General features: G+C 75.0%; 17 protein-coding genes. 7 read left to right on the top strand and 10 right to left on the bottom strand.

The features are described from left to right. Positions 1-41 precede the first annotated feature (41 nt). The 3 genes from ACLJT4_RS08805 to ACLJT4_RS08795 all read right to left on the bottom strand — a co-directional run bounded on the left by ACLJT4_RS08805 (position 42) and on the right by ACLJT4_RS08795 (position 2,692). Positions 42-449 (bottom strand): CoA-binding protein, encoded by a 408-nt coding sequence (locus ACLJT4_RS08805; protein ID WP_411121753.1) that lies wholly within the window; start codon positions 447-449, stop codon positions 42-44. Between the two features lie 86 nt (positions 450-535). Then, positions 536-1,702, bottom strand: a complete 1,167-nt coding sequence (locus tag ACLJT4_RS08800; protein ID WP_411121752.1) for an acyltransferase family protein — start codon at positions 1,700-1,702, stop codon at positions 536-538. 210 nt (positions 1,703-1,912) lie between these two features. Beyond that, positions 1,913-2,692: a type VII secretion system-associated protein gene (locus ACLJT4_RS08795; protein WP_411121751.1), complete on the bottom strand. Its 780-nt coding sequence runs from the start codon at positions 2,690-2,692 to the stop codon at positions 1,913-1,915. A 242-nt stretch (positions 2,693-2,934) separates the two neighbouring features. Between ACLJT4_RS08795 and ACLJT4_RS08790 the strand changes: the two genes are divergently transcribed. Next, entirely contained in the window at positions 2,935-3,561 is a 627-nt protein-coding gene (locus ACLJT4_RS08790) for a YigZ family protein (protein ID WP_016575205.1), read from the top strand. 136 nt (positions 3,562-3,697) lie between these two features. After that, complete coding sequence (locus ACLJT4_RS08785) at positions 3,698-5,170, top strand: APC family permease (RefSeq protein ID WP_411121750.1); 1,473 nt, start codon at positions 3,698-3,700, stop codon at positions 5,168-5,170. 33 nt (positions 5,171-5,203) lie between these two features. On the opposite strand, the gene ACLJT4_RS08780 is transcribed toward ACLJT4_RS08785, so the two are convergent. Beyond that, positions 5,204-7,609, bottom strand: a complete 2,406-nt coding sequence (locus ACLJT4_RS08780; protein WP_411121749.1) for a glycoside hydrolase family 65 protein — start codon at positions 7,607-7,609, stop codon at positions 5,204-5,206. Next, positions 7,606-8,370: an HAD family hydrolase gene (locus tag ACLJT4_RS08775; protein WP_411121748.1), complete on the bottom strand. Its 765-nt coding sequence runs from the start codon at positions 8,368-8,370 to the stop codon at positions 7,606-7,608. The genes ACLJT4_RS08780 and ACLJT4_RS08775 overlap by 4 nt, the downstream gene beginning before the upstream one ends. Before the next feature lie 232 nt (positions 8,371-8,602). Between ACLJT4_RS08775 and ACLJT4_RS08770 the strand changes: the two genes are divergently transcribed. Further along, positions 8,603-9,457: a universal stress protein gene (locus tag ACLJT4_RS08770; RefSeq protein ID WP_411121747.1), complete on the top strand. Its 855-nt coding sequence runs from the start codon at positions 8,603-8,605 to the stop codon at positions 9,455-9,457. Between the two features lie 28 nt (positions 9,458-9,485). Here the strand turns inward: ACLJT4_RS08770 and ACLJT4_RS08765 are convergent, their stop codons facing one another. The 3 genes from ACLJT4_RS08765 to ACLJT4_RS08755 all read right to left on the bottom strand — a co-directional run bounded on the left by ACLJT4_RS08765 (position 9,486) and on the right by ACLJT4_RS08755 (position 12,243). Continuing rightward, positions 9,486-10,847, bottom strand: a complete 1,362-nt coding sequence (locus ACLJT4_RS08765; RefSeq protein ID WP_411121746.1) for a nicotinate phosphoribosyltransferase — start codon at positions 10,845-10,847, stop codon at positions 9,486-9,488. A 72-nt stretch (positions 10,848-10,919) separates the two neighbouring features. After that, on the bottom strand, positions 10,920-11,222 hold the full coding sequence (locus ACLJT4_RS08760; RefSeq protein WP_411121745.1) for a DUF1876 domain-containing protein: 303 nt from the start codon (positions 11,220-11,222) through the stop codon (positions 10,920-10,922). 151 nt (positions 11,223-11,373) lie between these two features. Beyond that, positions 11,374-12,243, bottom strand: coding sequence for a universal stress protein (locus ACLJT4_RS08755; protein WP_411121744.1), 870 nt, complete (start codon positions 12,241-12,243; stop codon positions 11,374-11,376). Positions 12,244-12,771: 528 nt separating this feature from the next. Between ACLJT4_RS08755 and ACLJT4_RS08750 the strand changes: the two genes are divergently transcribed. From ACLJT4_RS08750 to ACLJT4_RS08740, 3 genes are all read left to right on the top strand, one after another. Next, entirely contained in the window at positions 12,772-14,037 is a 1,266-nt protein-coding gene (locus ACLJT4_RS08750) for an alpha/beta fold hydrolase (RefSeq protein WP_411121743.1), read from the top strand. A 175-nt stretch (positions 14,038-14,212) separates the two neighbouring features. Further along, entirely contained in the window at positions 14,213-15,379 is a 1,167-nt protein-coding gene (locus tag ACLJT4_RS08745; RefSeq protein WP_411121742.1) for an exonuclease SbcCD subunit D, read from the top strand. After that, positions 15,376-18,507: an AAA family ATPase gene (locus ACLJT4_RS08740; protein ID WP_411121741.1), complete on the top strand. Its 3,132-nt coding sequence runs from the start codon at positions 15,376-15,378 to the stop codon at positions 18,505-18,507. Before ACLJT4_RS08745 ends, ACLJT4_RS08740 begins: the two co-directional genes overlap by 4 nt. 222 nt (positions 18,508-18,729) lie before the next feature. Here the strand turns inward: ACLJT4_RS08740 and ACLJT4_RS08735 are convergent, their stop codons facing one another. Beyond that, positions 18,730-19,107 (bottom strand): hypothetical protein, encoded by a 378-nt coding sequence (locus ACLJT4_RS08735; RefSeq protein WP_411121740.1) that lies wholly within the window; start codon positions 19,105-19,107, stop codon positions 18,730-18,732. Between the two features lie 315 nt (positions 19,108-19,422). Between ACLJT4_RS08735 and ACLJT4_RS08730 the strand changes: the two genes are divergently transcribed. Next, positions 19,423-19,914: a DinB family protein gene (locus ACLJT4_RS08730; protein WP_411121739.1), complete on the top strand. Its 492-nt coding sequence runs from the start codon at positions 19,423-19,425 to the stop codon at positions 19,912-19,914. Positions 19,915-19,968: 54 nt separating this feature from the next. Here the strand turns inward: ACLJT4_RS08730 and ACLJT4_RS08725 are convergent, their stop codons facing one another. Then, positions 19,969-20,343 carry a GNAT family N-acetyltransferase gene (locus tag ACLJT4_RS08725; RefSeq protein ID WP_411122339.1) on the bottom strand — a complete coding sequence of 125 codons (375 nt, stop codon included), beginning with the start codon at positions 20,341-20,343 and terminating at the stop codon, positions 19,969-19,971. Positions 20,344-20,355 lie beyond the last annotated feature (12 nt).

The following is a 20,355-nucleotide window of genomic DNA, read 5'->3' as shown; positions in this document are numbered from 1 at the left end:
GCGGCCCGTCGTCGGGACCGTGCCCGAGGGGTGCGGCGGCCTCAGCCCAGCCGCGGGATCTCGATGGCCGGGCAGCGGTCCATGACCATGTCGAGGCCGGCGGTGCGGGTGTGGTGGTAGGCGTCGCCGTCGGTGACGCCGAGTTGGAACCAGACGGCCTTGGCGCCGATGGTGACGGCGTCGTCGGCGACGGGGCCGGCCAGGTCGCTGCGCACGAACACGTCGACGACGTCGATCGGGAAGGGGACGGCGGCCAGGGACGGGTAGCCCGCTTCGCCGTGCACGGTCTCGGCCTTGGGGTGCACGGGGACGATCCGCTTGCCGTACTGCTGCAGCACTTCCGCGACGCGGTACGCGGCCCGCTGGCGGTTGGCCGACAGCCCTACGACGGCCCAGGTGTCGCCGAGCTCGGTGAGGATCCTGCGGATGGTCGCCTGGTCGTTCTGCACGGGGGTCTCCTGTCGTCCGTGGTGGCGTCAGGGATCAACGGGCGGGCGACGCCGCTGATTCCCGGAACGCGGCGCGGGTGCGCCGGTCAGACGGACTCGTAGGTGCGGGTCGGTGGCCGGGAGCGGTCGCCGTCGCCCTGGTGGGGCACGGTGGGCGTGGGACGGGCGTGGCGACGGCGCGGTGCGACGTGCTGGCGGACGTCCTCGATGCCGCCGCGCATCTTGGTGCGCAGCCACGCGCCGAGGGGGCGTTCGACGAGGCGGTGGACGAGCCAGGCGAACACCAGCATCAGGGCGGTGACCGAGACCACCAGGACCGGCGCCGGGACGCTGTTGCGGAAGCGGTGGATGAGGGTCATCCCGATGTTCATGTGGAGGACGTAGAGCGGGTAGGTGAGCGCGCCGGCGGTGGTGAGCCACCTCCACTGGACGCGATCGAAGGCGCCGAGCGCGATGGCGCCGACGAGGACGAACGCGGCGACGATGAGCAGGCGGGCGGGCCAGGTGGGCACGGCGTGCGCGGTGGCCTGGCCGAGGTTGGTGGCCAGGCGGTAGCTGATGTAGCGCTGGGCCAACAGGAGTTGCAGGATCACGATCGCCCAGAGGACCGCGTTGGGCCGGTGGCGGCGCATCAGGTAGAAGGCGATGCCGGCGATGAAGAACGGTGCGTACTGCGGCATCGCGAACGCCGTGAGCAGGGGGGTCTTCAAGGCCGGTGCGAGGGCGGCGGCCGCGGTCCACACGCCGCACAGGAGCAGGCAGTTGCGGTAGGTGACGCCGCACAGCATGACCACGACCATGATCAGGTAGAACTTCAGCTCCACGAAGAGCGTCCAGTACACCGGGTCCACGTTGGGCGTGTTGTTGCCGGCCTGGAGCATGGTCAGGTTGGTGATCACCGTGTCCCAGCCGCGCAGGGAGGTGACCTCCGGCCAGAACTTCACCACCAGCGCGGTGAGCAGGATGCCGGCCCAGTAGGCGGGGAACAGCCGCGAGACGCGGGAGACCGCGAACTGGCCCACCGTGCGGCCCCACACGCTCATGCAGATCACGAAGCCGCTGATCAAGAAGAAGACCTCGACGCCCAACCACCCGTACTGGGCTGCTTTGTGGGCCGTCGGGAAGATGGTGGCGGTGGGGTGGCCCCACGGTACGGCGAGGGCGACGTAGTGGTAGAAGACCACCAGCAAGGCGGCGACTAATCGCAGGCCGTCGAGTGCGGCCAGTCTGTTCCCCGAGCGTTTCCCAACCATTGCGCAACCCCCCTAGAGCTCCCGTCGCGGGAGCGGTCTCTGCCTGGTGAGACTGACAGACGGTAGGCAAAGTTGGACGAAGTTTCGATTACGGGCCGGTCACGGGTCAGGGCGGGGCGTGTGGAGGCTACCCACGGTCACGAAGGGGCCGTTGCGCAGCGAAACGCCCCGCCCGAAGGGGAAGACGGGCGGGGCGGGTTCAGGGGGCGGTCAGCCGGTGCGGCGGCCCGATCCGGCGCCGACGACGCGGTCGCCCGCCGCGGAACGGGCCGGCTTGCCGATCGCCGGACCGCCGCCGACCGGTTCGGGCGCACCGGCACCGGTGCCCGGCCGCAACGCGCCCTCGGCGGCCGGCTTCCGGACGCGCCGGGCGGCCCCGGCGCCGTCCGCGCCCGCCAGCGCGGCCCGCAGCCGGTCGGGCTCCACGACCATGCTCACCGGCCCGGACGGGTTGAGGTAGAGGGTGTGGCCCGGCGGCAGCTGCTCGACCAGCTCGGCCGCCGACCGCCGGTCGTAGAGCAGGCGGCCGGCCGACTCCAGCTGGGCCGCGGAGGTGTAGACGGGCACCACCGGGGCGCCCTCGGGCGACGCCGCGGTCAGCGGCGCGCCGGCGGCACTGACCAACACCGACACCTCCGCCCGGGCCAGCTCCTCGCAGACCGCCCGCTCCGGGCCGTACCCGGTGGCGGACAGCTGCACCGCGCGGTCCACCGGGTCGGTCGGGGCCGCCCACTCCAACATCTGCGGTGACGGGCGGTACTCCGGGTTGTCCCGCCATTCGACGATCGTGCCGTCCGGGCCCGACCGCCACTGCCCGATCACCGCCCACAGCGGGGGCGCGCCCTCGCCCACCCAGGTCAGGTCCACCATGGCCAGCCAGTGGTCCGGGGCCTCCCGGGCCGCCTCGACGACCTCCGGGGGCGGCACCGGCATCTCCTCGCCGGTCACCGGAGCGCCGGCCGTCATCGCCGCCTGTGTGCTGTCGTCCATCGAGCCCTCCGCCGAGCCGCCGTTCCGGTCCCGCGGGCCGCCGGGCCGACCCAAGGGCCGCCGGGTCCCGCTGGGGGCCACAGTGCCCACGGGCGCGGCGGACGTCTCCTCGACGCACCGTGCGCAGCGCCCGGGTACGCCGCCCGGCGGTGCGCACTGCGCCCGTACGGCGGACATCCGAGCGCGGCGCCGGCTGCCGGGTGGCCCCTCGCCCCGGTCGGACCGGCCCGTAGGCTGGACGGATGCAGGAGCAGTACCGGACGTTGGCCCGCGAGGGTGTCCACGAGATCGAGATCAACAAGTCCCGCTTCCTCTGTGCGCTCGCGCCGGTCGCGACGGAGGGGGAGGCCCAGGACTTCATCGCGCGGATCCGCAAGGAGCACCCGACCGCCCGGCACCACTGCTTCGCGTACGTCCTGGGGGCCGACGGCGGAGTCCAGAAGGCCAGTGACGACGGCGAACCAGGCGGGACCGCCGGGGTGCCGATGCTCCAGATGCTGGTGCGGCGCGAGATGCGCTACGTCGTCGCCGTGGTCACCCGGTACTTCGGCGGCATCAAGCTGGGGGCCGGGGGCCTGATCCGTGCCTACGGGGGCGTGGTCGGCGAGGCGCTGGACGCGCTGGGCACGGTCACCCGGCAGCGGTTCCGTCTGGTCACGGTCACCGTGGACCACCAGCGCGCGGGCCGGCTGGAGAACGACCTGCGCACCACGGGGCGGGCGGTGCGCGAGGTGGCCTACGGGGCGGAGGTCCGTATCGAGGTGGGGCTGCCGGAGGCGGACCTGGCGCAGTTCCGCGCCTGGCTGGCCGACGCCACCGCCGGCACCGCCCGACTGGAACTCGGCGGGGAGGCGTACGGGGAGGTGTAGGCGGCCCGGCGCCGGCGGCGCTGCCGCGGGAAGTTCGGTCCCGACCGGTGCGCGGTGGCGCCGGACGTGTCAGCCTGGCCCGGCGGAACGGGCCGCGCCCGGCGTGCGCGCGCCGGCACGGGAAGGGGCTGCACGCATGCCGGACGTCCTCGGGGAGCGGGTGGGCTTCGTCCGCCGGATCGGCCTGTTCCAGGCCACCGCGATCAACATGAGCCAGATGTGCGGCATCGGCCCGTTCGTGACGATCCCGCTGATGGTCACCGCGTTCGGCGGGCCGCAGGCGGTGATCGGGTTCGTGGCGGGTGCGGTGCTGGCGCTGGCCGACGGGTTGGTGTGGGCGGAGTTGGGGGCGTCGTTGCCCGGGGCCGGCGGGAGTTACGTCTACCTGCGTGAGGCGTTCCAGTACCGCACCGGGAAGCTGATGCCGTTCCTGTTCGTGTGGACCGCGATGCTCTTCATCCCGCTCGGGATGTCCACCGGCGTGATCGGCTTCGTGCAGTACCTGGGCTACCTCTGGCCGGGGATGGGCCAGGGGCGGGGGGACGCGGTCGGACTGGTCGTCACCGTCGGCATCGTGGTGCTGCTGTGGCGCCGGGTGGAGCGGATCGCCCGGCTCACCGTCGTGCTGTGGACGGTGATGATCGCCGCCGTCGGCCTGGTCATCGTCGCGGCGTTCACCCACTTCAGCCCGGAGCGGGCCTTCACCTACCCGGCGCACGCGGTGGACCTGACGGCGAGCCACTTCTGGATCGGCTTCGCCGGCGGACTCACCATCGGCGTCTACGACTACCTCGGCTACAACACCACCGCCTACATGGGCGCCGAGATCAAGCGCCCCGGCCGCACCCTGCCGCGCGCCATCGTGTTCTCCATCCTCGGCATCATGGGGATCTACCTGCTCCTGCAGATCGGCACCCTGGGCGTCGTCGACTGGCGCGAGATGCTCGACCCGCACAGCACCGCCGGCTCGTCGGTCGCCTCCGCCGTCCTGGAGCGCACCTGGGGCCGCACCGCCGCCGACGCGGTCACCGTGCTCATCCTGATCACCGCCGTCACCTCCGTCCTCACCGGACTCCTCGGCGGCTCCCGGGTCCCCTACGACGCCGCCCGGGACCGGGTGTTCTTCCGCCCCTACGGGACGTTGCACCCCCGCCACCGCTTCCCGGTCCTGGGGCTGCTCACCATGGGCGTCATCATGGCCGCCGGCTTCCTCCTCGGCCGGCACACCGACCTGACCACCGTCATCCAACTCCTCACCACCGTGATGGTGCTGGTCCAGACGCTGGCGCAGATCGCGGCGGTCACCGTGCTGCGGCGCCGGCAGCCGACGCTGCGCCGCCCGTACCGGATGTGGCTGTACCCGTTGCCGAGCCTGGTCGCGTTGACCGGCTGGCTGGTGATCTACGGCTACGCGGACCGCAGTGCCCCCGGCCGGCACCCCATCGAATGGTCGCTGGCCTGGGTCGCGGCCGGGCTGGTGGCGTTCCTGACGTGGGCCCGGCACGAGCGGGAGTGGCCGTTCGGGCCGAAGCGGATCAGCGAGGAGTACCTGCACGCGGCGGAGCCGGACGCCGCGGACGGGCCGGCGGAGTCCCCGGCGACGCGCTGATGCCACGTCAAACCCCTTCTGTGCAGGGAGCTTTCAGGGGTCGGAGAAGTCGATCCGGCGGGACGTGCCCGGGGCGACGGTGAACGGGCGGCCGCGCAACCGGGCCCGCACCGCGGCGTGCTCCGAGTCGGGCACGGTGAGCCGCACCCGGTCCGGGTGGATCCGCAGGTCGATGTCCCGGTGCCGGCGGTAGCGGAACCGCACGCCGAACTTCGACAGCTGGGGCAGCGGCGCCGGATCCAGCCACAGCGCGCGGTCCCGGGTCTCCAGACCGGTCATCCCGCGCTGCACGAAGTCCAGGGTGCCGGCCATCGCGCCCAGGTGGATGCCCTCCGCGGTGGTGCCGCCCTGGACGTCGGCGACATCCCCGGTGAGCGCCTCCTCGCAGTACGTCCAGGCGTCGGCGCGACGCACCCGCGCCAGCACCCAGGCGTGCACCACGGCGCTCAGCGTCGAACCGTGGCAGGTGCGGTGCAGGTAGTGGTCGACGGTCGCCCGCCATCCGTCGTCGTCGAGCCGGTAGCCCAACTGCGCGAAGACACCGGCAAGTTCCGACGGGGAGAAGAGGTAGCCGAGCATCAGCACGTCGGCCTGTTTGGACGCCTGGTAGCGGTTGACGCTGTCGCCCTCCGCCTCCAGGATGCGGTCCAGCCGCCGGACGTCGCCGTAGCGGGCCCGGTAGCCCGCCCAGTCCAGTTCGGCCAGCTGCCCGTAGCCCGCGAACTGGCTGATCACGCCCCGGTGGTAGGGGACGTGCAGCCGGTGCGCGACGTCGTCCCAGTGCTGGCGCTCGTCGTGGGAGAGCGCCAACCGCTCGAACAGCGGCCGCCGGCGCGCCTCCGGCAGCGTCCGGCACAGGTCCAGCGCCCGCGTCAGCACCCAGGCCGCGGTGACGTTGGTGTAGGCGTTGTCGTCCAGTCCCGGACGGTCGGCGTCCGGATAGCCGTCGTGGTACTCGTCGGGGCCGACCACCCCGCGGATGCGGTAGCGCTCCAGCGCCGGGTCCCAGTCCGCGCTCGCCGCCCAGAAGCGCGCGATCTCCAGCACCATCTCCGCGCCCTTGGTGTGCAGGAACGCGGTGTCGCCGCTGGCCTGCCAGTACTGCCACACGTTGTACGCGATCGCCGAGCCGACGTGGTGCTGGAGGTGGGAGTGGTCCGGCAACCAGCGGCCCGAGCGCGGGTTGAGGTGCAGCCGCTGGGTCTCCTCCCGGCCGTCGCTGCCGCTCTGCCACGGGTACATCGCACCCGCCCGACCGGCCGCGCGCGCCGCCTGCCGGGCCGCCGGCAGCCGCCGGTGGCGGTACGCCAACAGGGCCCGGGACACCTCGGGCAGATGGAGGTTCAAGAACGGCAGCACGAACAGCTCGTCCCAGAAGACGTGCCCCCGGTACGCCTCGCCGTGCAGGCCGCGCGCCGGGACCCCCACGTCCAGCCGCGCGGTGTGCGGCGAGAGGGTCTGGAGCAGGTGGAACAGGTGCAGCCGCAGGATCCGGCCCGCCGTGCCGGGCACGTCCAGCCGCACCTGCCGCCACAGGTGCTGCCAGGCGCGGTGGTGCGAGGCCAGCAGCCGGGGCACGGCCGGGGCCCGGCGGACCGCCTCCAGGGCGGCCGGCAGCGGCGCGGCGCGGGCCCGGTCCCGCGAGGTGTGCAGCGCCACCGTCTTGTCCACGGTCGCCGGGGCCCCCGGCGACACCGGCACGGTGAACAGCCGCCGCACGCCGCGCGGCCCCGGTTCGCAGCGGTCGGTCCCGCCGCGCGGCGCGGCGCGGAAACGGGCGGCCAGCGCGATGGTGACACCGGACGTGCGGGTGCGGCAGCGCAGCCAGCACACGCCGTCGTCCTCGGCGCCGGTCTCCCAACCGGTCAGGTGGCCGTCGGCCAACGCGCGGTAGCGGGCCACCCCGCGGTTGTGCACGTCGCCGTCGAGCCCCGCCGCGACCTCCACCGTCCCCGTCCAACCGGTGGCGGCGAACACCGCGCGCTGCACGGCGAGGTCGGGCTCGGCCATGTGCACCAGGCGGCGCTCGGTGACGCTCAGCCGCCGCCCGGCGTCGTCCTCGTACGACGACCAGCAGGTCAGGGTGGCGCGGCGCAGGTCCAGCGTGCGCCGGTGCCCGGTCAGCTGCGGATGGTCGGGGGAGAGCCACGGGCCTGGTTCCGCGGCTCCCCGGGGGCGGATGCGGTAGCGCAGCGGCAGCCAGTTCGGCAGGTTGACCAGGTCCTCGTTCTCGACCCGCCGGTCGGCGACGGTGGACGTCGACCGGTTGTAGAGGCCGGCCGCGTAGGTGCCCGGGTAGTGCACCGGGCCGGCCGGTGCCTCCGCCGCGGCGCCGCGGGTGGCGAACCGGCCGTTGCCGAGCGTGCACAGGGCCTCCCGCAACCCCTCGTCCTCCGGGTCGTACCCCTCGTACGTCCAGGTCCAGCCCGGCGCCGTCACGGGGCCGCCCCGGGCACCAGCAGGTCGCCGAGGTCGTCGACCACCACGTCGGCGCCGCGGCGGCGCAGGGCGGCCGCGTGCCCCGGGGCGCCGCTGCGGTCCACGCCGACGACCAGGGCGAAGCCGCCGCGGCGGCCCGCCTCGACGCCGACCTCGGCGTCCTCCACCACGGCCGCGTCCCGGGGCGGGACCGCCAGCCGCCGGGCCGCCTCGGTGAACAGCGCCGGGTCCGGTTTGCCCGGCAGTCCCAGCCGCGCCGCCGCCCGGCCGTCCACCACCACCGCGAACAGCCCCAGCAGCCCCGCCCCGGACAGCAACTCGGTGGCGTGCCGGGACGCGGACACCGCCGCGCATGGCACGCCCGCCGCGCGCAGGGCGTGCAACAGGCGGACGCTCCCCGGCCAGGGGGCCGCCCCGCCCTCGCGCAGCAGCGCGGTGAACGCCTGCTCCTTGCGGGCCGCGACCGCCGCCACCGTGCCGGTGCCCGGCGGGTCGTCGGGGGCGCCGGGCGGCAGCGCCAGCCCCCGGGAGGCCAGGAACGCGGCGGCGCCGTCCAGCCGGGACCGGCCGTCCACGTGGCGGAGGTAGTCGGCCACCGGATCGAAGGGCCGCGCCTCGCCCGCGGCCGCCAGGCAGGCGTCGAACGCCTGCTGCCAGGCCGCGGCGTGCAGCCCCGCGGAGTCCAGGAGCACACCGTCGGTGTCGAAGACCACGGCCCGCACCGGGCGCAGGCACGCGGCCAGGGGTGGGGCGGCGGACATGACGGGTGCCTCCAGCGTTCCTCCCGCGGGCTCGTCCCTCCATGGCACCACGACATCCCGGCCCGGGCTGCTCGTGGCCGACCGCCCGGCCCTGGCGTGCCGCGCGGTCGGAGCCCACGATGGAAGGGGACCGTCGGGCGCCGACGGACGCCGCGGCCCGGCCCCGCACCGCCGGCCGCGCGCTCCGCCCCGGCCCGGCCGCGGCCCGAGCGACGAAAAGGCGGTGGGGACGATGGAACTCCCCCTGGTCGTAGGCGTGGACGGATCGGACGCCGGGATGCGCGCCCTGGACTGGGCGGTGGACGAGGCGGCCCGCCACGGACTGCCGCTGCGCCTGGTCCACGCCTCGCGGTGGGAGTGGTACGAAGGGGTGGCTCCGCAGGACAGCGCCCCCGCCGAGCAGGCGATGGCCGACCGGGTCGTCGCCTCCGCCGCCGACCGGGTGGCCCGCCGCAACCCCGAGGTCGAGGTCTCGGTCCAGGTGTTGGCCGACGACGCGGTCACCGCGCTGCTGCGCGAGGCGCCCTACGCCACGGCGGTGGTCCTCGGCTGCAAGGGGCGCGGGGAGTTCGCCGACCTGCTGCTGGGGTCGGTCAGCCTGTCGGTGGCGGCCCGCGCCCAGCACCCCGTGGTGGTGGTCCGCGGCGACAAGGCCGGCCTGGAGAGCCGCCACGACCGGGTGCTCCTCGGCGTCGGCGACACCGCGCCGGGCTCCCCGGCCGTCCGGTTCGCCTTCCGGGAGGCGGAGGCCCGCGGCTGCGTCCTCGACGCGGTCCGGGCCTGGCGGTCCCCCGCCCACGAGACCGCCGACCGCACCGAGCCCTGCGCCGGCCCCGAGCAGCGGGCGTCCGCACTGGTCGACGCGGCGGTGGCGGCGGAGGCCGAGGCGCACCCCAGCGTGCCCGTGCGGCGCACCACCGTGGAGGGGCCGGCGCACACGGTGCTGGTGCGGCGGTCCGCCGCCGCCGACCTGCTGGTGCTCGGGGCCCGCCACCGGCACGGCCACTTCGGACTGCAACTCGGCCGGGTCGGGCACGCCGCGCTGCATCACGCGGCCTGTCCGGTCGCGGTGGTTCCGCGCCGCTGAGCCCGCACCGCCCACCGGGCCGGAGTCCTCAGGCGAAGTGGTCGTACGGGGCCAGCACCGCCCGTTCGATCCGCCGCTGCACGAGCTGCGACAGGGCGGCCAGCGGCGCGGAGACCGACGGCCGCACCGCGACCGGCGCCCGGATCGCCCGGGCCGGCGCCGGCAGCTCCGCGAGGTCCGCCGTCAGCCGGGCCCGGGCGTCCGCCAGCGGGGTCCGCGGCGCACAGCGCAGCCCGTTGCGCATCAGCGTCTCCAGCAGCGGCACGCTGCCGACCGGCGCCGGCTCCTCGGCCAGCCCGATCACGTCGCGGCAGCCCGGGTGCCGGAACACCTGCTTGCGGCCCGGCGCGGTGGCCTTCGCCGTCGACAGCTTCATCACCGGCCGCCCGTCGTACACCACGAGCTTGTACGCCGAATCGAGGTACGGCGCGTCGGAGCTGACCCCGACCCGGGTGCCCACCGCGAACACGTCGACCGGCGCCCCGGCCCGCACCAGGTCGTCCACCGCGAACTCGTCCAGCCCGCCACTGGCCACGATCCGCACGCCCGGCAGCTCCGCGCGGTCCAGCATCGCCCGGGCCCGCACCGCCAGCTCCGCCAGGTCGCCGCTGTCCAGCCGGATCGCGGCCCCCTCGGTGCGCTGCAGGGCGTGCAGCACCCGGGCCGCCGCCGCCACCCCGGAATCGACGTCGTAGGTGTCCACCAGGAACGTCACCGGGCCCGGGTGGGCCCGCGCGAAGGCGCTGAACGCGGCCTCCTCGTCCTCGAACGCCTCGACGTAGGAGTGCGCCATGGTGCCGACCGCCGGCAGCCGCTCGGCATGCGCCGCCGCCACGTTGCTGGTCCCCGCGAAACCGGCCATCGCCGCCAGCCGCGCGGTCCGCAGGCCCGCCTCCACCCCGTGCGCGCGGCGCAGCGAGAAGTCCACCACCGGCCGGCCGCGGGCCGCCAGGACGCAGCGCGTGCACTTGGCGGCGATCGCGGTCTGGTGGCTGAGCTGGTTCAGCACGTAGGACTCCACCAGCTGTGCCTGGGGCAACGGCGCGGTGATCTCCAGCAGCGGTTCGCCGGCCAGTACCACCCGGCCCTCCGGCACCGCCCGGACCTCCCCGGCGAAGCGCAGCCCCAGCAGCGGCGCCAGGTCCGTGGTGGGCCGGTGCATCGCCTCCGCGAACACCTCCACGTCCTCGGGCCCGATCCGGAAGCGGGCGAGGAAGTCGAGCACCGCCTCCACCCCGGCGGCGACCAGGAACCCCCGGTCCGCGGGCAGCTCCCGGACGAAGCAGCTGAAGGTGGCCGGCCGGGTCATGCCCTCGCGCAGGTACGACAGGGCCATGGTCACTTCGTAGAGGTCGGTCGTGGTCGGACCGGCCGTCGTCGCATCCGGCATCGCCGGCTCCTTCCCGGGCCGGGTCGGCGGACCGGGGCCGCGCACGGCCCGGTGGCCCGGTCCGTGGCGGTCTCAGGCCGGCTCGTTCGTCCAGCCGTAGACGGTGCGCCGCCGCTCGTGCCCCGGCGGCGCGGCGCCGACGCCCGCCAGGTCGTGGTCGGCCAGCCGGATCAGCTGTCCGGCGAGGTCCTTCAGCGCCCGGCCGGCGGCCAGCTCGTCCCCGATCACCGGGACGTCCTGGTCCCCGGGACTGCACCGGGCCCGGCCGTGCCCGGTGAGTTCCTGGGTGCCGGTGTCCAGCTCCACCCGCGCCCGGGTCGTGCCGTCCTCCTCGACGAGGATCAGCCGGACCGGCCACTCCGTGGTCTTCGCCATGGCTCACCTCCGCGGTGTCCTCGGGGGCCGCGTGGGACCGCGCCACCGCACGCGCGTCGTCCGTGGGCCCTGCCACCCATTGTTCGGAGAAACCGACCGGGGCGCCTGTCCGTACCGGCCGGAGTGCCCGCCGCGGGTGGGTGCGGGGCGGCTACTCGTGCGGCACGATCGCGACCGGGCACGGCGCGTGGTGCACCGCGGCCTGGACCACGTGACCGATCTTGGGCGCCGGGAAGTGCAGCTTGTGCCGGCGGCCGACGACCAGCAGCGCGGCGTCCGCGGCGTCCCGCAGGACCGCCTGCGCCGGGCTCTCCTGCTCCACCCGCGCGTCCACGTGGACGTCGGGGAACTTCTCCCGCCACGGCAGCAGCGCGGCGGCCAGCTCCTGCCGGGCGTCCGCGGCCGCCTGCTGCGCGGCGACCGGTTCGACCCCGCCGCCCCGGTTGTACGCGTACGAGGGCAGGTGCCGACCGTGCACGATCCGCAGCGGCGCGCCCCGCCGGGCGGCGCTCTCGAACGCGAACGCCAACAGCGCCTCGCACGGCTCGTGCAGGCTCAGCCCGGCGGTCACCGGTGCGTCCGGCGCCGGTGCCGCGGCGCCCGGTCGGGCCCGGACGAGGACCGTGGGGGTGCGGGTGTGCGCCACCACCTGGAGCCCGATCTCGCCCATCACGTACCGCGCCAGCGTCCCCAGGTCCCGCGAGCCCAGGACCAGCAGCGTCGAGTGGTCGGCCGCCTCCTTCAGGGCGGTCAGCGGGTCGTCGGCGACCAGGGCCTCGTCGACCGGCAGGTCCGGGTGACGGTCCCGGACGGCCTCCCGGGCGTCGCCGATGATCCGGTGCGGCCAGTAGTTCTGGTCGGCCGCGTCGGCCGGCCCGGGCTCCGGTTCGGGCGCCAGCAGCACCCAGGCGTGCAGCAGCCGCAGCCGGGCCCGCCGCAGCTCCGCCTCGCGCGCCGCCCACACCACGGCGGCCGTCGCCTCGGGCGTCCCGTCGACGCCCACGGTGATCACGTCCTGCATGACCTCACCTCGCTCCCGGTCCGCACCGCCGGACACCGCGGCCGGCGGTGCGCCGCACCTCCAGTCTCCGTCGGACCGGCCGCCGCGGCCCGGGCGGCGCGGGGCGGGAGCGGCGGTGCCCGTCCGCCCGGCGGGGGAGCGGGGAGGCGCACGCGGACCGGAGGGCACGCCGACGGCCCGTCCCGCGGACGACGGGAACGCGCACCGCCCAGCGGCTGCGGGCATCCCAACTCCCCTGCCCTGCTCCCTGGTTGGCCGGCATACCCGCGCCGTGCGCGACGCGCGGCGGACCGACGTCGTCGTCCTGACGCCCCCTCGCGGCGCGCCCCGACCTGACGCCGTACGCTGATGAGCCGCCCGGCCACGGGGACGGCACCAGGGAAACTCCGCGGCCCGGGCACGTCACCGCGCGCGACCCCGACCGGCACACCGCGACCCGCACGCCCCTCGCGGCCCCGGTGCACGGCCGCCGCACCCGCCACCACCGCACCGCCACGCCCCGACGGCCCGCTCCCACGGAAAGCAGCCATGAACCCCGCGTACGCCACCGTCGACCACGTCTTCACGGTCCCGCTCGACCACACCGCGCCCGACGGCGAAACCCTCCGGGTCTTCGCCCGTGAGGTCGCCGACCCGTCCCGCGCCCACGAGGACCTGCCCTGGCTGCTGTACCTCCAGGGCGGCCCGGGCGGCAAGTCTCCCCGCCCGTACCGCACCTCGCCCGGCTGGCTGGCGCACGCCCTGAAGACGCACCGCGTCCTCCTCCTCGACCAGCGCGGCACCGGCCGGTCCACGCCCCTGACCGCCCGGACTGCCGCCCGCTTCCCCGACCCGGCCCGACTCGCCGCCCACCTCGCGCACTTCCGGGCGGACGCGATCGTCGCCGACGCTGAGCTGATCCGCCGCGCACTGTGCGGCGGGCGGCCCTGGGAGACCCTCGGTCAGAGCTACGGCGGCTTCCTCACCCTGACCTACCTCTCCCGGGCCCCCGAAGGGCTCCGGGCGTGCTACGTCGCCGGCGGCCTGCCGGGCCTGGCCGCCACCGCGGACGACGTCTACGCACGGACCTTCCCCCGGGTCCGCGACCGCGTGCACGCCTACTACGCCCGCTACCCGGACGACGCCCACCGCCTCCGCCGGGTGGCCGACCTCCTCGCCGCCCATGACGTCCGACTGCCCGACGGGGACCGCCTCACCGTCCGCCGACTGCGCACCCTCGGCATCGTCCTCGGCACCGGCGACGGCTTCGAGCGCCTGCACTGGCTCCTCGACGAAGCGCTCGACGACGACGGCGAGTTGACCGACACCTTCCGCCACCAGGTGACGGCCCTCACCGGCTTCACCGACAACCCGCTCTACGCCGTCCTCCAGGAATCCCTCTACGGCCAGGGCGCCGGGCCCACCGGCTGGGCGGCGGCCCGCACCCACGCCGCCCTCCCGGAATTCACCGAGGACGCCGACCCGTTGCTGCTCACCGGCGAGATGATCTACCCCTGGATGTTCGCGGACGTCCACGGCCTGCGGCCCTTCGCGGACGCCGCCGACCTGCTCGCCCGGCGCACCGACTGGCCCGCGCTGTACGACCCCGACCGCCTGGCCGCCAACACCGTCCCGCTCGCCGCCGTCGTCTACCACGACGACATGTACGTGGACGCCGGCCTGTCCCTGGACACCGCCGGGAAGATCGGCGGCGCCCGGGTCTGCGTCACCAACGAGTGGGAGCACGACGGCCTCGCCGCCTCCGGCGACCGGGTCCTGTCCCGACTGATGGACCTGGCCGCGGGACGCACCTGATCCCGGCGCGCAGGGAGTGGCGGGCAGCGGGCCGCAGCGGTGTGCGGAGATCCGGGCCGATGAGAGAGACAGGCCGCACAGCGGCTAGCGTGGTCGCTGCGGACCGCGACGCCCGGGAGCACCGGGCCGGTCACCATCCACGAGGAGCCGAGAACATGCAGGTCGGAGCGTTGTCGTGAGATTTCTGCACACCTCCGACTGGCACCTCGGCCGGTCCTTTCACCGCGTGAACCTGCTCGCCGCCCAGCGGACGTTCCTCGACCACCTCGTCGAGACCGTCCGTACCCGGGACGTCGACGCGGTGCTGGTCGCCGGCGACGTCTACGACCGGGCGGTGCCCCCGCTGGCCGCCGTCGAGCTCTTCGACGAGGCCCTGCACCGGCTGGCCGAGCTGGACGTGCCCACCGTGATGATCTCCGGGAACCACGACTCCGCGCGCCGGCTCGGCGTCGGCTCCGGGCTGATGCGGCGGGCCGGCATCCACCTGCACACCGACCCGGCCGCCTGCGACACCCCCGTCCTCCTGGAGGACGGGCACGGGCCGGTCGCCTTCTACGGGCTGCCCTACCTCGAACCGGCGATGGTGCGCGCCACCCTCGGGGCCGCACGCGCCGATCACGCCGCGGTGCTCGGCGCGGCCATGGACCGGGTCCGCGCGGACCTCGCCACCCGGCCCGCCGGCACCCGCTCGGTGGTGCTGGCGCACGCCTTCGTCACCGGCGGGACCCCCAGCGACAGCGAGCGGGACATCACCGTCGGCGGTGTCGCCTCCGTGCCCGCCACGGTCTTCGCCGGCGTCGACTACGCGGCCCTCGGCCATCTGCACGGCTGCCAGACCCTCACCGAGCGGGTCCGCTACTCCGGCTCTCCGCTGGCGTACTCCTTCTCCGAGGCCACCCACCGCAAGTCGTCCTGGCTGGTCGACCTCGACGCGGACGGCGCGGTGCGGGCCGAGCGGGTGGACTGCCCGGTGCCGCGCCCGCTGGCCCGGATCCGGGGCCCGCTCGCGCGCCTGCTCGACGACCCCGAGCTGGCCCGGCACGAGGACTCCTGGATCGAGGCCACGCTCACCGACGGCTCCCGCCCGGCCGAGCCGATGGCCCGGCTCAGCAAGCGCTTCCCGCACGCCCTCAGCCTGGTCTTCGACCCCGACGAGGCCCCGGACCGCCCCTCGGCCTCGTACGCCCAGCGGCTGCGCGGCCGCAGCGACCAGGAGATCGCCGAGGACTTCGTCGCGCACGTCCGCTCCGGCCGCGCTGCCGACGACGCCGAGCGGGCCGAACTGCGCTCGGCCCTCGACGAGGTGCGGATCACCGACCTGGCCGCGGAGGTGGCGCCATGAGACTGCACCGCCTGACCGTGACCGCGTTCGGCCCGTTCGCCGGCAGCCACACCGTCGACTTCGACCGGTTGGCGCGGGACGGCCTGTTCCTGCTGCACGGCCCGACCGGGGCCGGCAAGACCTCCGTCCTGGACGCGGTCTGCTTCGCGCTCTACGGGTCGGTGCCCGGCGCGCGGCAGAGCGGCCAGGCGCTCCGCAGCGACCTCGCGGACCCGCAGGTCCCCACCGAGGTCGTCCTCGAACTCACCGTCGCCGGACGCCGGTTGGAGATCACCCGGCTTCCGGAGCAGCCCCGCCCCAAGAAGCGCGGGACCGGGACGACGAAGGAGAAGCCGCAGAGCCGGCTGCGGGAGTTCGCCCCCGCCGCGGACGGCGATCCGGCCGGCGGTGCGTGGCGCGCGCTCAGCCGCTCCCACCAGGAGATCGGCGAGGAGGTCGGGCAGCTGCTCGGGATGAGCAAGGAGCAGTTCTGCCAGGTGGTGCTGTTGCCGCAGGGCGACTTCGCACGTTTCCTGCGGGCCGACGCGGAGGCCCGGGCCCGACTCCTCGGCCGGCTCTTCGACACCCGGCGGTTCGCCGCGTTGGAGGACCAGCTCACCACCCGCCGCCGGACCGCCGCCGACCGGGTCGCGGCCGGCGACGAGCGGCTGCTCGCGCTGGCCCACCGGATCGCGCAGGCCGCCGGGGACCTCCCGGACCTGGCCGACCCGTCCGTTCCCGCACCGGCCGTCCGGGCCGCGGTGCCCGCCCAGGCCGGCCCCACCGGCCGCGCCGCCCGGGCCGCCGCCCCGGCCCGCCCCGCCGACGGGGCCGCCGACGCCGCCCCCGGTCCCGGCGAGCCCGGTTTCGCCGACGCGGTGCTGTCCCGGGCCGCCGTCGCCCGGGTCGCCGCCCGCGAACGCCTGACGGGCGCCCGAGCCGCCGTGGCCGCGGCGGAAACGGCCGAGCACGCGGCGGCCGGGCACCTGGAGGAGGTCCGCGAGCAGGACCGCCGGCAACGCCGGCACGCCGACGCCCAGTCGCGCGCCGACCGGCTCGCCGCCGCCGGCGACGAACGCGACCGGACCCGTGCGCGGCTGACGCGGGCCGCGGCCGCCGCCGAGGTCGCGCCCGCCCTCGCCCTCCGCGATGCCGCCCGGCGCGAACTGTCCGCCGCCCAGGACGCCGAACGACACCACCGTGCCCCGCTGCCACCCGTCCTCGCGGACGCCGACGGCGCTCAACTCGCCGCGCAGGAGCGGGAGGTGCGGACCACGCTCGGCTCCCTTGCGGCGGCCCGGCGCGCCGAACGACGGGCCGCCGATCTCGCCCGGGAACGCGCCGACCTCGACCGGGAGGCCCGCGCCGACGAGCAGACGCTGCTGGACGCCGCGGAGTGGCTGGCCGACTGGGACGCCGCCCGCGCCGCCCACCAGCGCCGCATCGACGCCGCGCAGGAAGCCGCCCAGCGCGCCGAACAGCTCGCCGTGCAGCGCGAGTCGGCCACCGAACGGCTCGCCGCCGCCCGCCGCCGCGACCGGCTCGCCACCGAACTCGCCACCGCCGAACGGCAGGTGCTGGCCGCCCGGGAGCGCGCGGCCACCGCCCGCGAACACTGGCTCGACCTCAAGGACCGGCGGCTGCGCGGCATCGCCGCCGAACTCGCCGCCAATCTGACGGACGGTCAAGCCTGCGCGGTGTGCGGGTCGGTCAGCCACCCGGAGCCGGCCCGCCCCGGCGCCGGCCACGTGGACCGGGCGGCCGAGGAGGCCGCGCAGGCCGACCACCGTCGCGCCGAGGACGCCCGCCAGCAGGCCGAGGACCGCTGCCAGGCCGTCAAGGAGGCCCGGGCCGTCGCCACCGCCGCGGCCGGCGACACCCCCACCGCCGAACTCGCCGAGCAGGTCGAGCGCGTGACGCAGGAGACGGCCCGCGCGCACGCCGCCGGCGCCCACCTGCACGCCGCCCGCGAGGCACTGGCCCGCGCCGAGCGCGAGTACGAGCGCCGCCGCGACGACCAGCAGCGGGCCGAGCGCCGGGCCGCCGCCCGCACCTCCCACCGCGAGGCCCTGGACCGCGAACGGGCCGCACTCGACGCCGAACTCGCCGACGCCCGCGCCGACTGCGCCAGCGTCGCCGACCGGGCGGCCCGACTGGAGCGGCAGGTCACCCTGCTCGCCGCCGCCGCCGAGGCGTCCCGCACCGCCGCGGCCTGCGCCGAACGCCTGACGGAGGCCGACGCCGGGCTCACCGCCGCCGCCCACCGCGCCGGCTTCGCCACCCCGCGGGACGCCGTCGACGCGCTGCTCCCCGACGTCGAACGGCGGGCGCTGCAACAGCGTCAGGACGCCTGGCAGGCCGAGGCCGCCGCCGTCGCCGCCGAACTCGACCACCCCGAACTCCGCGCCGCCGCGGCCCTCCCGGCCGCCGACCCGGACGCCGCCCGCGCCGCCCACCAGACCGCCGCCGCCCGCCTGCGCACCGCCACCACGGCCCTCGCCGCCGCCCGGGACCGCTGCGCCGCCCTCGACCGGCTCTCCGCGGACGCCGCGGCCGACGCCCGCGAACTGGCCCCGCTGCGCGCCGCCTACGACCGGATCACTCGCCTCGCCACGCTCACCGCCGGCACCTCCGCCGAGAACGCCCGCCGGATGCGGTTGGAGTCCTACGTGCTCGCCGCCCGCCTGGAACAGGTCGCGGCCGCCGCCACCGCCCGGCTGCACCGGATGTCCGCCGGCCGCTACACCCTGGTCCACTCCGACGAACGGGCCGGCGGCGCCCGCCGCTCCGGCCTCGGCCTGCACGTCGTCGACGCCTGGACCGGGCAGGAACGGGACACCGCCAGCCTCTCCGGCGGCGAGACGTTCTTCGCCTCGCTCGCCCTGGCGCTCGGCCTCGCCGACGTCGTCACCGACGAGGCGGGCGGCACCCCACTGGACACCCTCTTCATCGACGAGGGCTTCGGCAGCCTCGACGAGCAGACCCTCGACGAGGTCCTCGACGTCCTCGACGGCCTGCGCGAACGCGACCGCAGCGTCGGCATCGTCAGCCACGTCGCCGACCTCAAGGCCCGCATCCCCGCCCAACTGGAGGTCGTCAAGGACCGCGCCGGATCCAGCGTCCGGCACCGGGTACCGGCGGGGCCCTGACGGCGCGGCGGGGGAGCCTCGTTGGAGGGTCAGGTGCTGACCGGGCAGCAGGGTGGAATCAACGATTCTTGCCCGCTCTTACCTGGTCTCGCCTCGGTCGTCATTGGCCTGCTGTCCCCCGCTCGTCCCCCGCAGGTGCTCTCTACGTCGATGGCTCATCAGACGGAGCTGCGAGATGGCAAGGCTGCAGGTGGGGGCGTGGGGTAATCCGATGACGGCCGTTCAGAGTTCGCGGTTAAAGTCCGTCTTCGCGGAATTGGGCACCCGGGCGCGGCGTGCTTCCGCTTCGCGGATCATGCGCTCCTTGGCCTCGGTATCCCTTATGTGCTCCTGCGCAACCGCTCCCATGTCGACCGGGGCGTCCACGCCGAGGTCACGGTGGACACGCTGGTAGATGCCGTCCTCAAGCAGTGGCAGTTGGATGCTGCGCCAGCTCGTCGGGCCGACGAGCGAGGTGAGCATCTTGATGCGGTCCACCAGGAAGTCACACGTCATGGACCAGTGCCCGTTCAGGGCACTGCTGCGTGCTGTGTCGAGATCATCCCAGAGGCCTTCCAGCTCGTCGCGGATGGCCGCTCGCAGAGTTTCGAGTTCGTTCATGGGGTGGGGTTCGCTTCTGTGAGTGTCCACTGAAGTTGTCATGGCTGCCACGTGGCTCTGGGCTGCGTGGTGTGTTCGGCGACGAGGTAGGTGGTTCCGCGGGCGGTGTCGCGGCGTATGGACGTTCCTGGCTGGAGCGTTTTGACGGCGAGCTGGTAGCCGTCAGATCCGTCGTCGCATGAGGCGAAGCCCTGGTGACCTCTCGCAGCGAAGATTGAGCATCCTCAGCGAAGACCGGTGGCAGCTCGATATTCTCAGCGAAGGTTGAGTGGCAGGCCGCGGCCTGGCTGTCTGGGGAGACGAGGGACACACGCCATGAAGGACCCGACTCGCACCACCGACGGCCCCGAGCGTCAGCTTCTCGAATACATGCTTGACCATGTTCGGGCCGAGCTGATCGACACGGTGCGCGGCCTCTCCGAAACAGAGGCCCGCCGCCGTCTCGTTCCGTCCATGACGACGTCGATCGGGCTGGTCAAGCATGCCGCGTTCGCTGAACGCAACTGGTTTCAGCGCGCCTTGGCAGGATTGCCGGACTCTGAATGTGACGGTGCGATGGTGGGCGAGGCCAGTTTCGTGGTCCGTGACGACGAGACAGTGGCCGACGTCATCGCCGAATTCGAGCGCGCCAGCAACCGAGCACGAACGATCGCCGCGAACATCGACCTCGACGCCACCCGACAGCACCCTGCCGTCGGCACCGTCAGCCTGCGATGGATCTACCTGCTCATGATCCAGGAGTTCGCCCGCCACGCCGGCCACAGCGACATCCTGCGTGAGCAGACCGACGCCACCAGCAGGACTTGAGCCAGACCGGCAGAGCGACGACACCACTCGTCGCTCAAAGTTCGCTGAGAATCCCTAACCTTCACTGCGAGAGGTCACCTGGTGGGTGCGGAAGATGATGGGTTCGCCTTGGGCGGCGATGGTGTAGCCGCGCCGGCGGTACCAGCGCATGGTGGGGAACGCGCCGGTGCGGATCTTGGCGAGGGCAAGGTGGGTGCCGGCGGCGCGGGCGGTGTGTTCGGCGGCTTTGAGGAGAGCTGTTGCGGTGCCGCGGTTGCGGTAGGGCTCGGCGACGGCGAGGAGTTCGATCTCGACGAGGGCCTGGGTGAGGCGGGCGCGCTGGCTCGTGGGCTGGCTTTGCAGCCAGCGGACGGGGGGCGTGGCGTAGAGCATGCCGATGATGGTGTTGCCGCTGCGGGCGGTTAGGCAGTGACCGTGCCCGTAGGGCAGTGGTAGGCGCCC

This window comes from Streptomyces sp. x-19 (genome assembly GCF_046549115.1).
Taxonomy (GTDB): domain Bacteria; phylum Actinomycetota; class Actinomycetes; order Streptomycetales; family Streptomycetaceae; genus Streptomyces; species Streptomyces albulus_C.
Note: the sequence above shows the minus strand (reverse complement) of the source record. Positions and strands in the feature narration are given on the sequence as shown.

Coding starts and splice junctions, on each gene's coding strand:
- ACLJT4_RS08795 (WP_411121751.1), bottom strand. CDS start 2,692: ATGGACGACAGCACACAGGCGGCGATGACGGCCGGCGCTCCGGTGACC.
- ACLJT4_RS08750 (WP_411121743.1), top strand. CDS start 12,772: ATGAACCCCGCGTACGCCACCGTCGACCACGTCTTCACGGTCCCGCTC.
- ACLJT4_RS08755 (WP_411121744.1), bottom strand. CDS start 12,243: ATGCAGGACGTGATCACCGTGGGCGTCGACGGGACGCCCGAGGCGACG.
- ACLJT4_RS08730 (WP_411121739.1), top strand. CDS start 19,423: ATGAAGGACCCGACTCGCACCACCGACGGCCCCGAGCGTCAGCTTCTC.
- ACLJT4_RS08740 (WP_411121741.1), top strand. CDS start 15,376: ATGAGACTGCACCGCCTGACCGTGACCGCGTTCGGCCCGTTCGCCGGC.
- ACLJT4_RS08785 (WP_411121750.1), top strand. CDS start 3,698: ATGCCGGACGTCCTCGGGGAGCGGGTGGGCTTCGTCCGCCGGATCGGC.
- ACLJT4_RS08770 (WP_411121747.1), top strand. CDS start 8,603: ATGGAACTCCCCCTGGTCGTAGGCGTGGACGGATCGGACGCCGGGATG.
- ACLJT4_RS08790 (WP_016575205.1), top strand. CDS start 2,935: ATGCAGGAGCAGTACCGGACGTTGGCCCGCGAGGGTGTCCACGAGATC.
- ACLJT4_RS08760 (WP_411121745.1), bottom strand. CDS start 11,222: ATGGCGAAGACCACGGAGTGGCCGGTCCGGCTGATCCTCGTCGAGGAG.
- ACLJT4_RS08775 (WP_411121748.1), bottom strand. CDS start 8,370: ATGTCCGCCGCCCCACCCCTGGCCGCGTGCCTGCGCCCGGTGCGGGCC.
- ACLJT4_RS08735 (WP_411121740.1), bottom strand. CDS start 19,107: ATGAACGAACTCGAAACTCTGCGAGCGGCCATCCGCGACGAGCTGGAA.
- ACLJT4_RS08800 (WP_411121752.1), bottom strand. CDS start 1,702: ATGGTTGGGAAACGCTCGGGGAACAGACTGGCCGCACTCGACGGCCTG.
- ACLJT4_RS08765 (WP_411121746.1), bottom strand. CDS start 10,847: ATGCCGGATGCGACGACGGCCGGTCCGACCACGACCGACCTCTACGAA.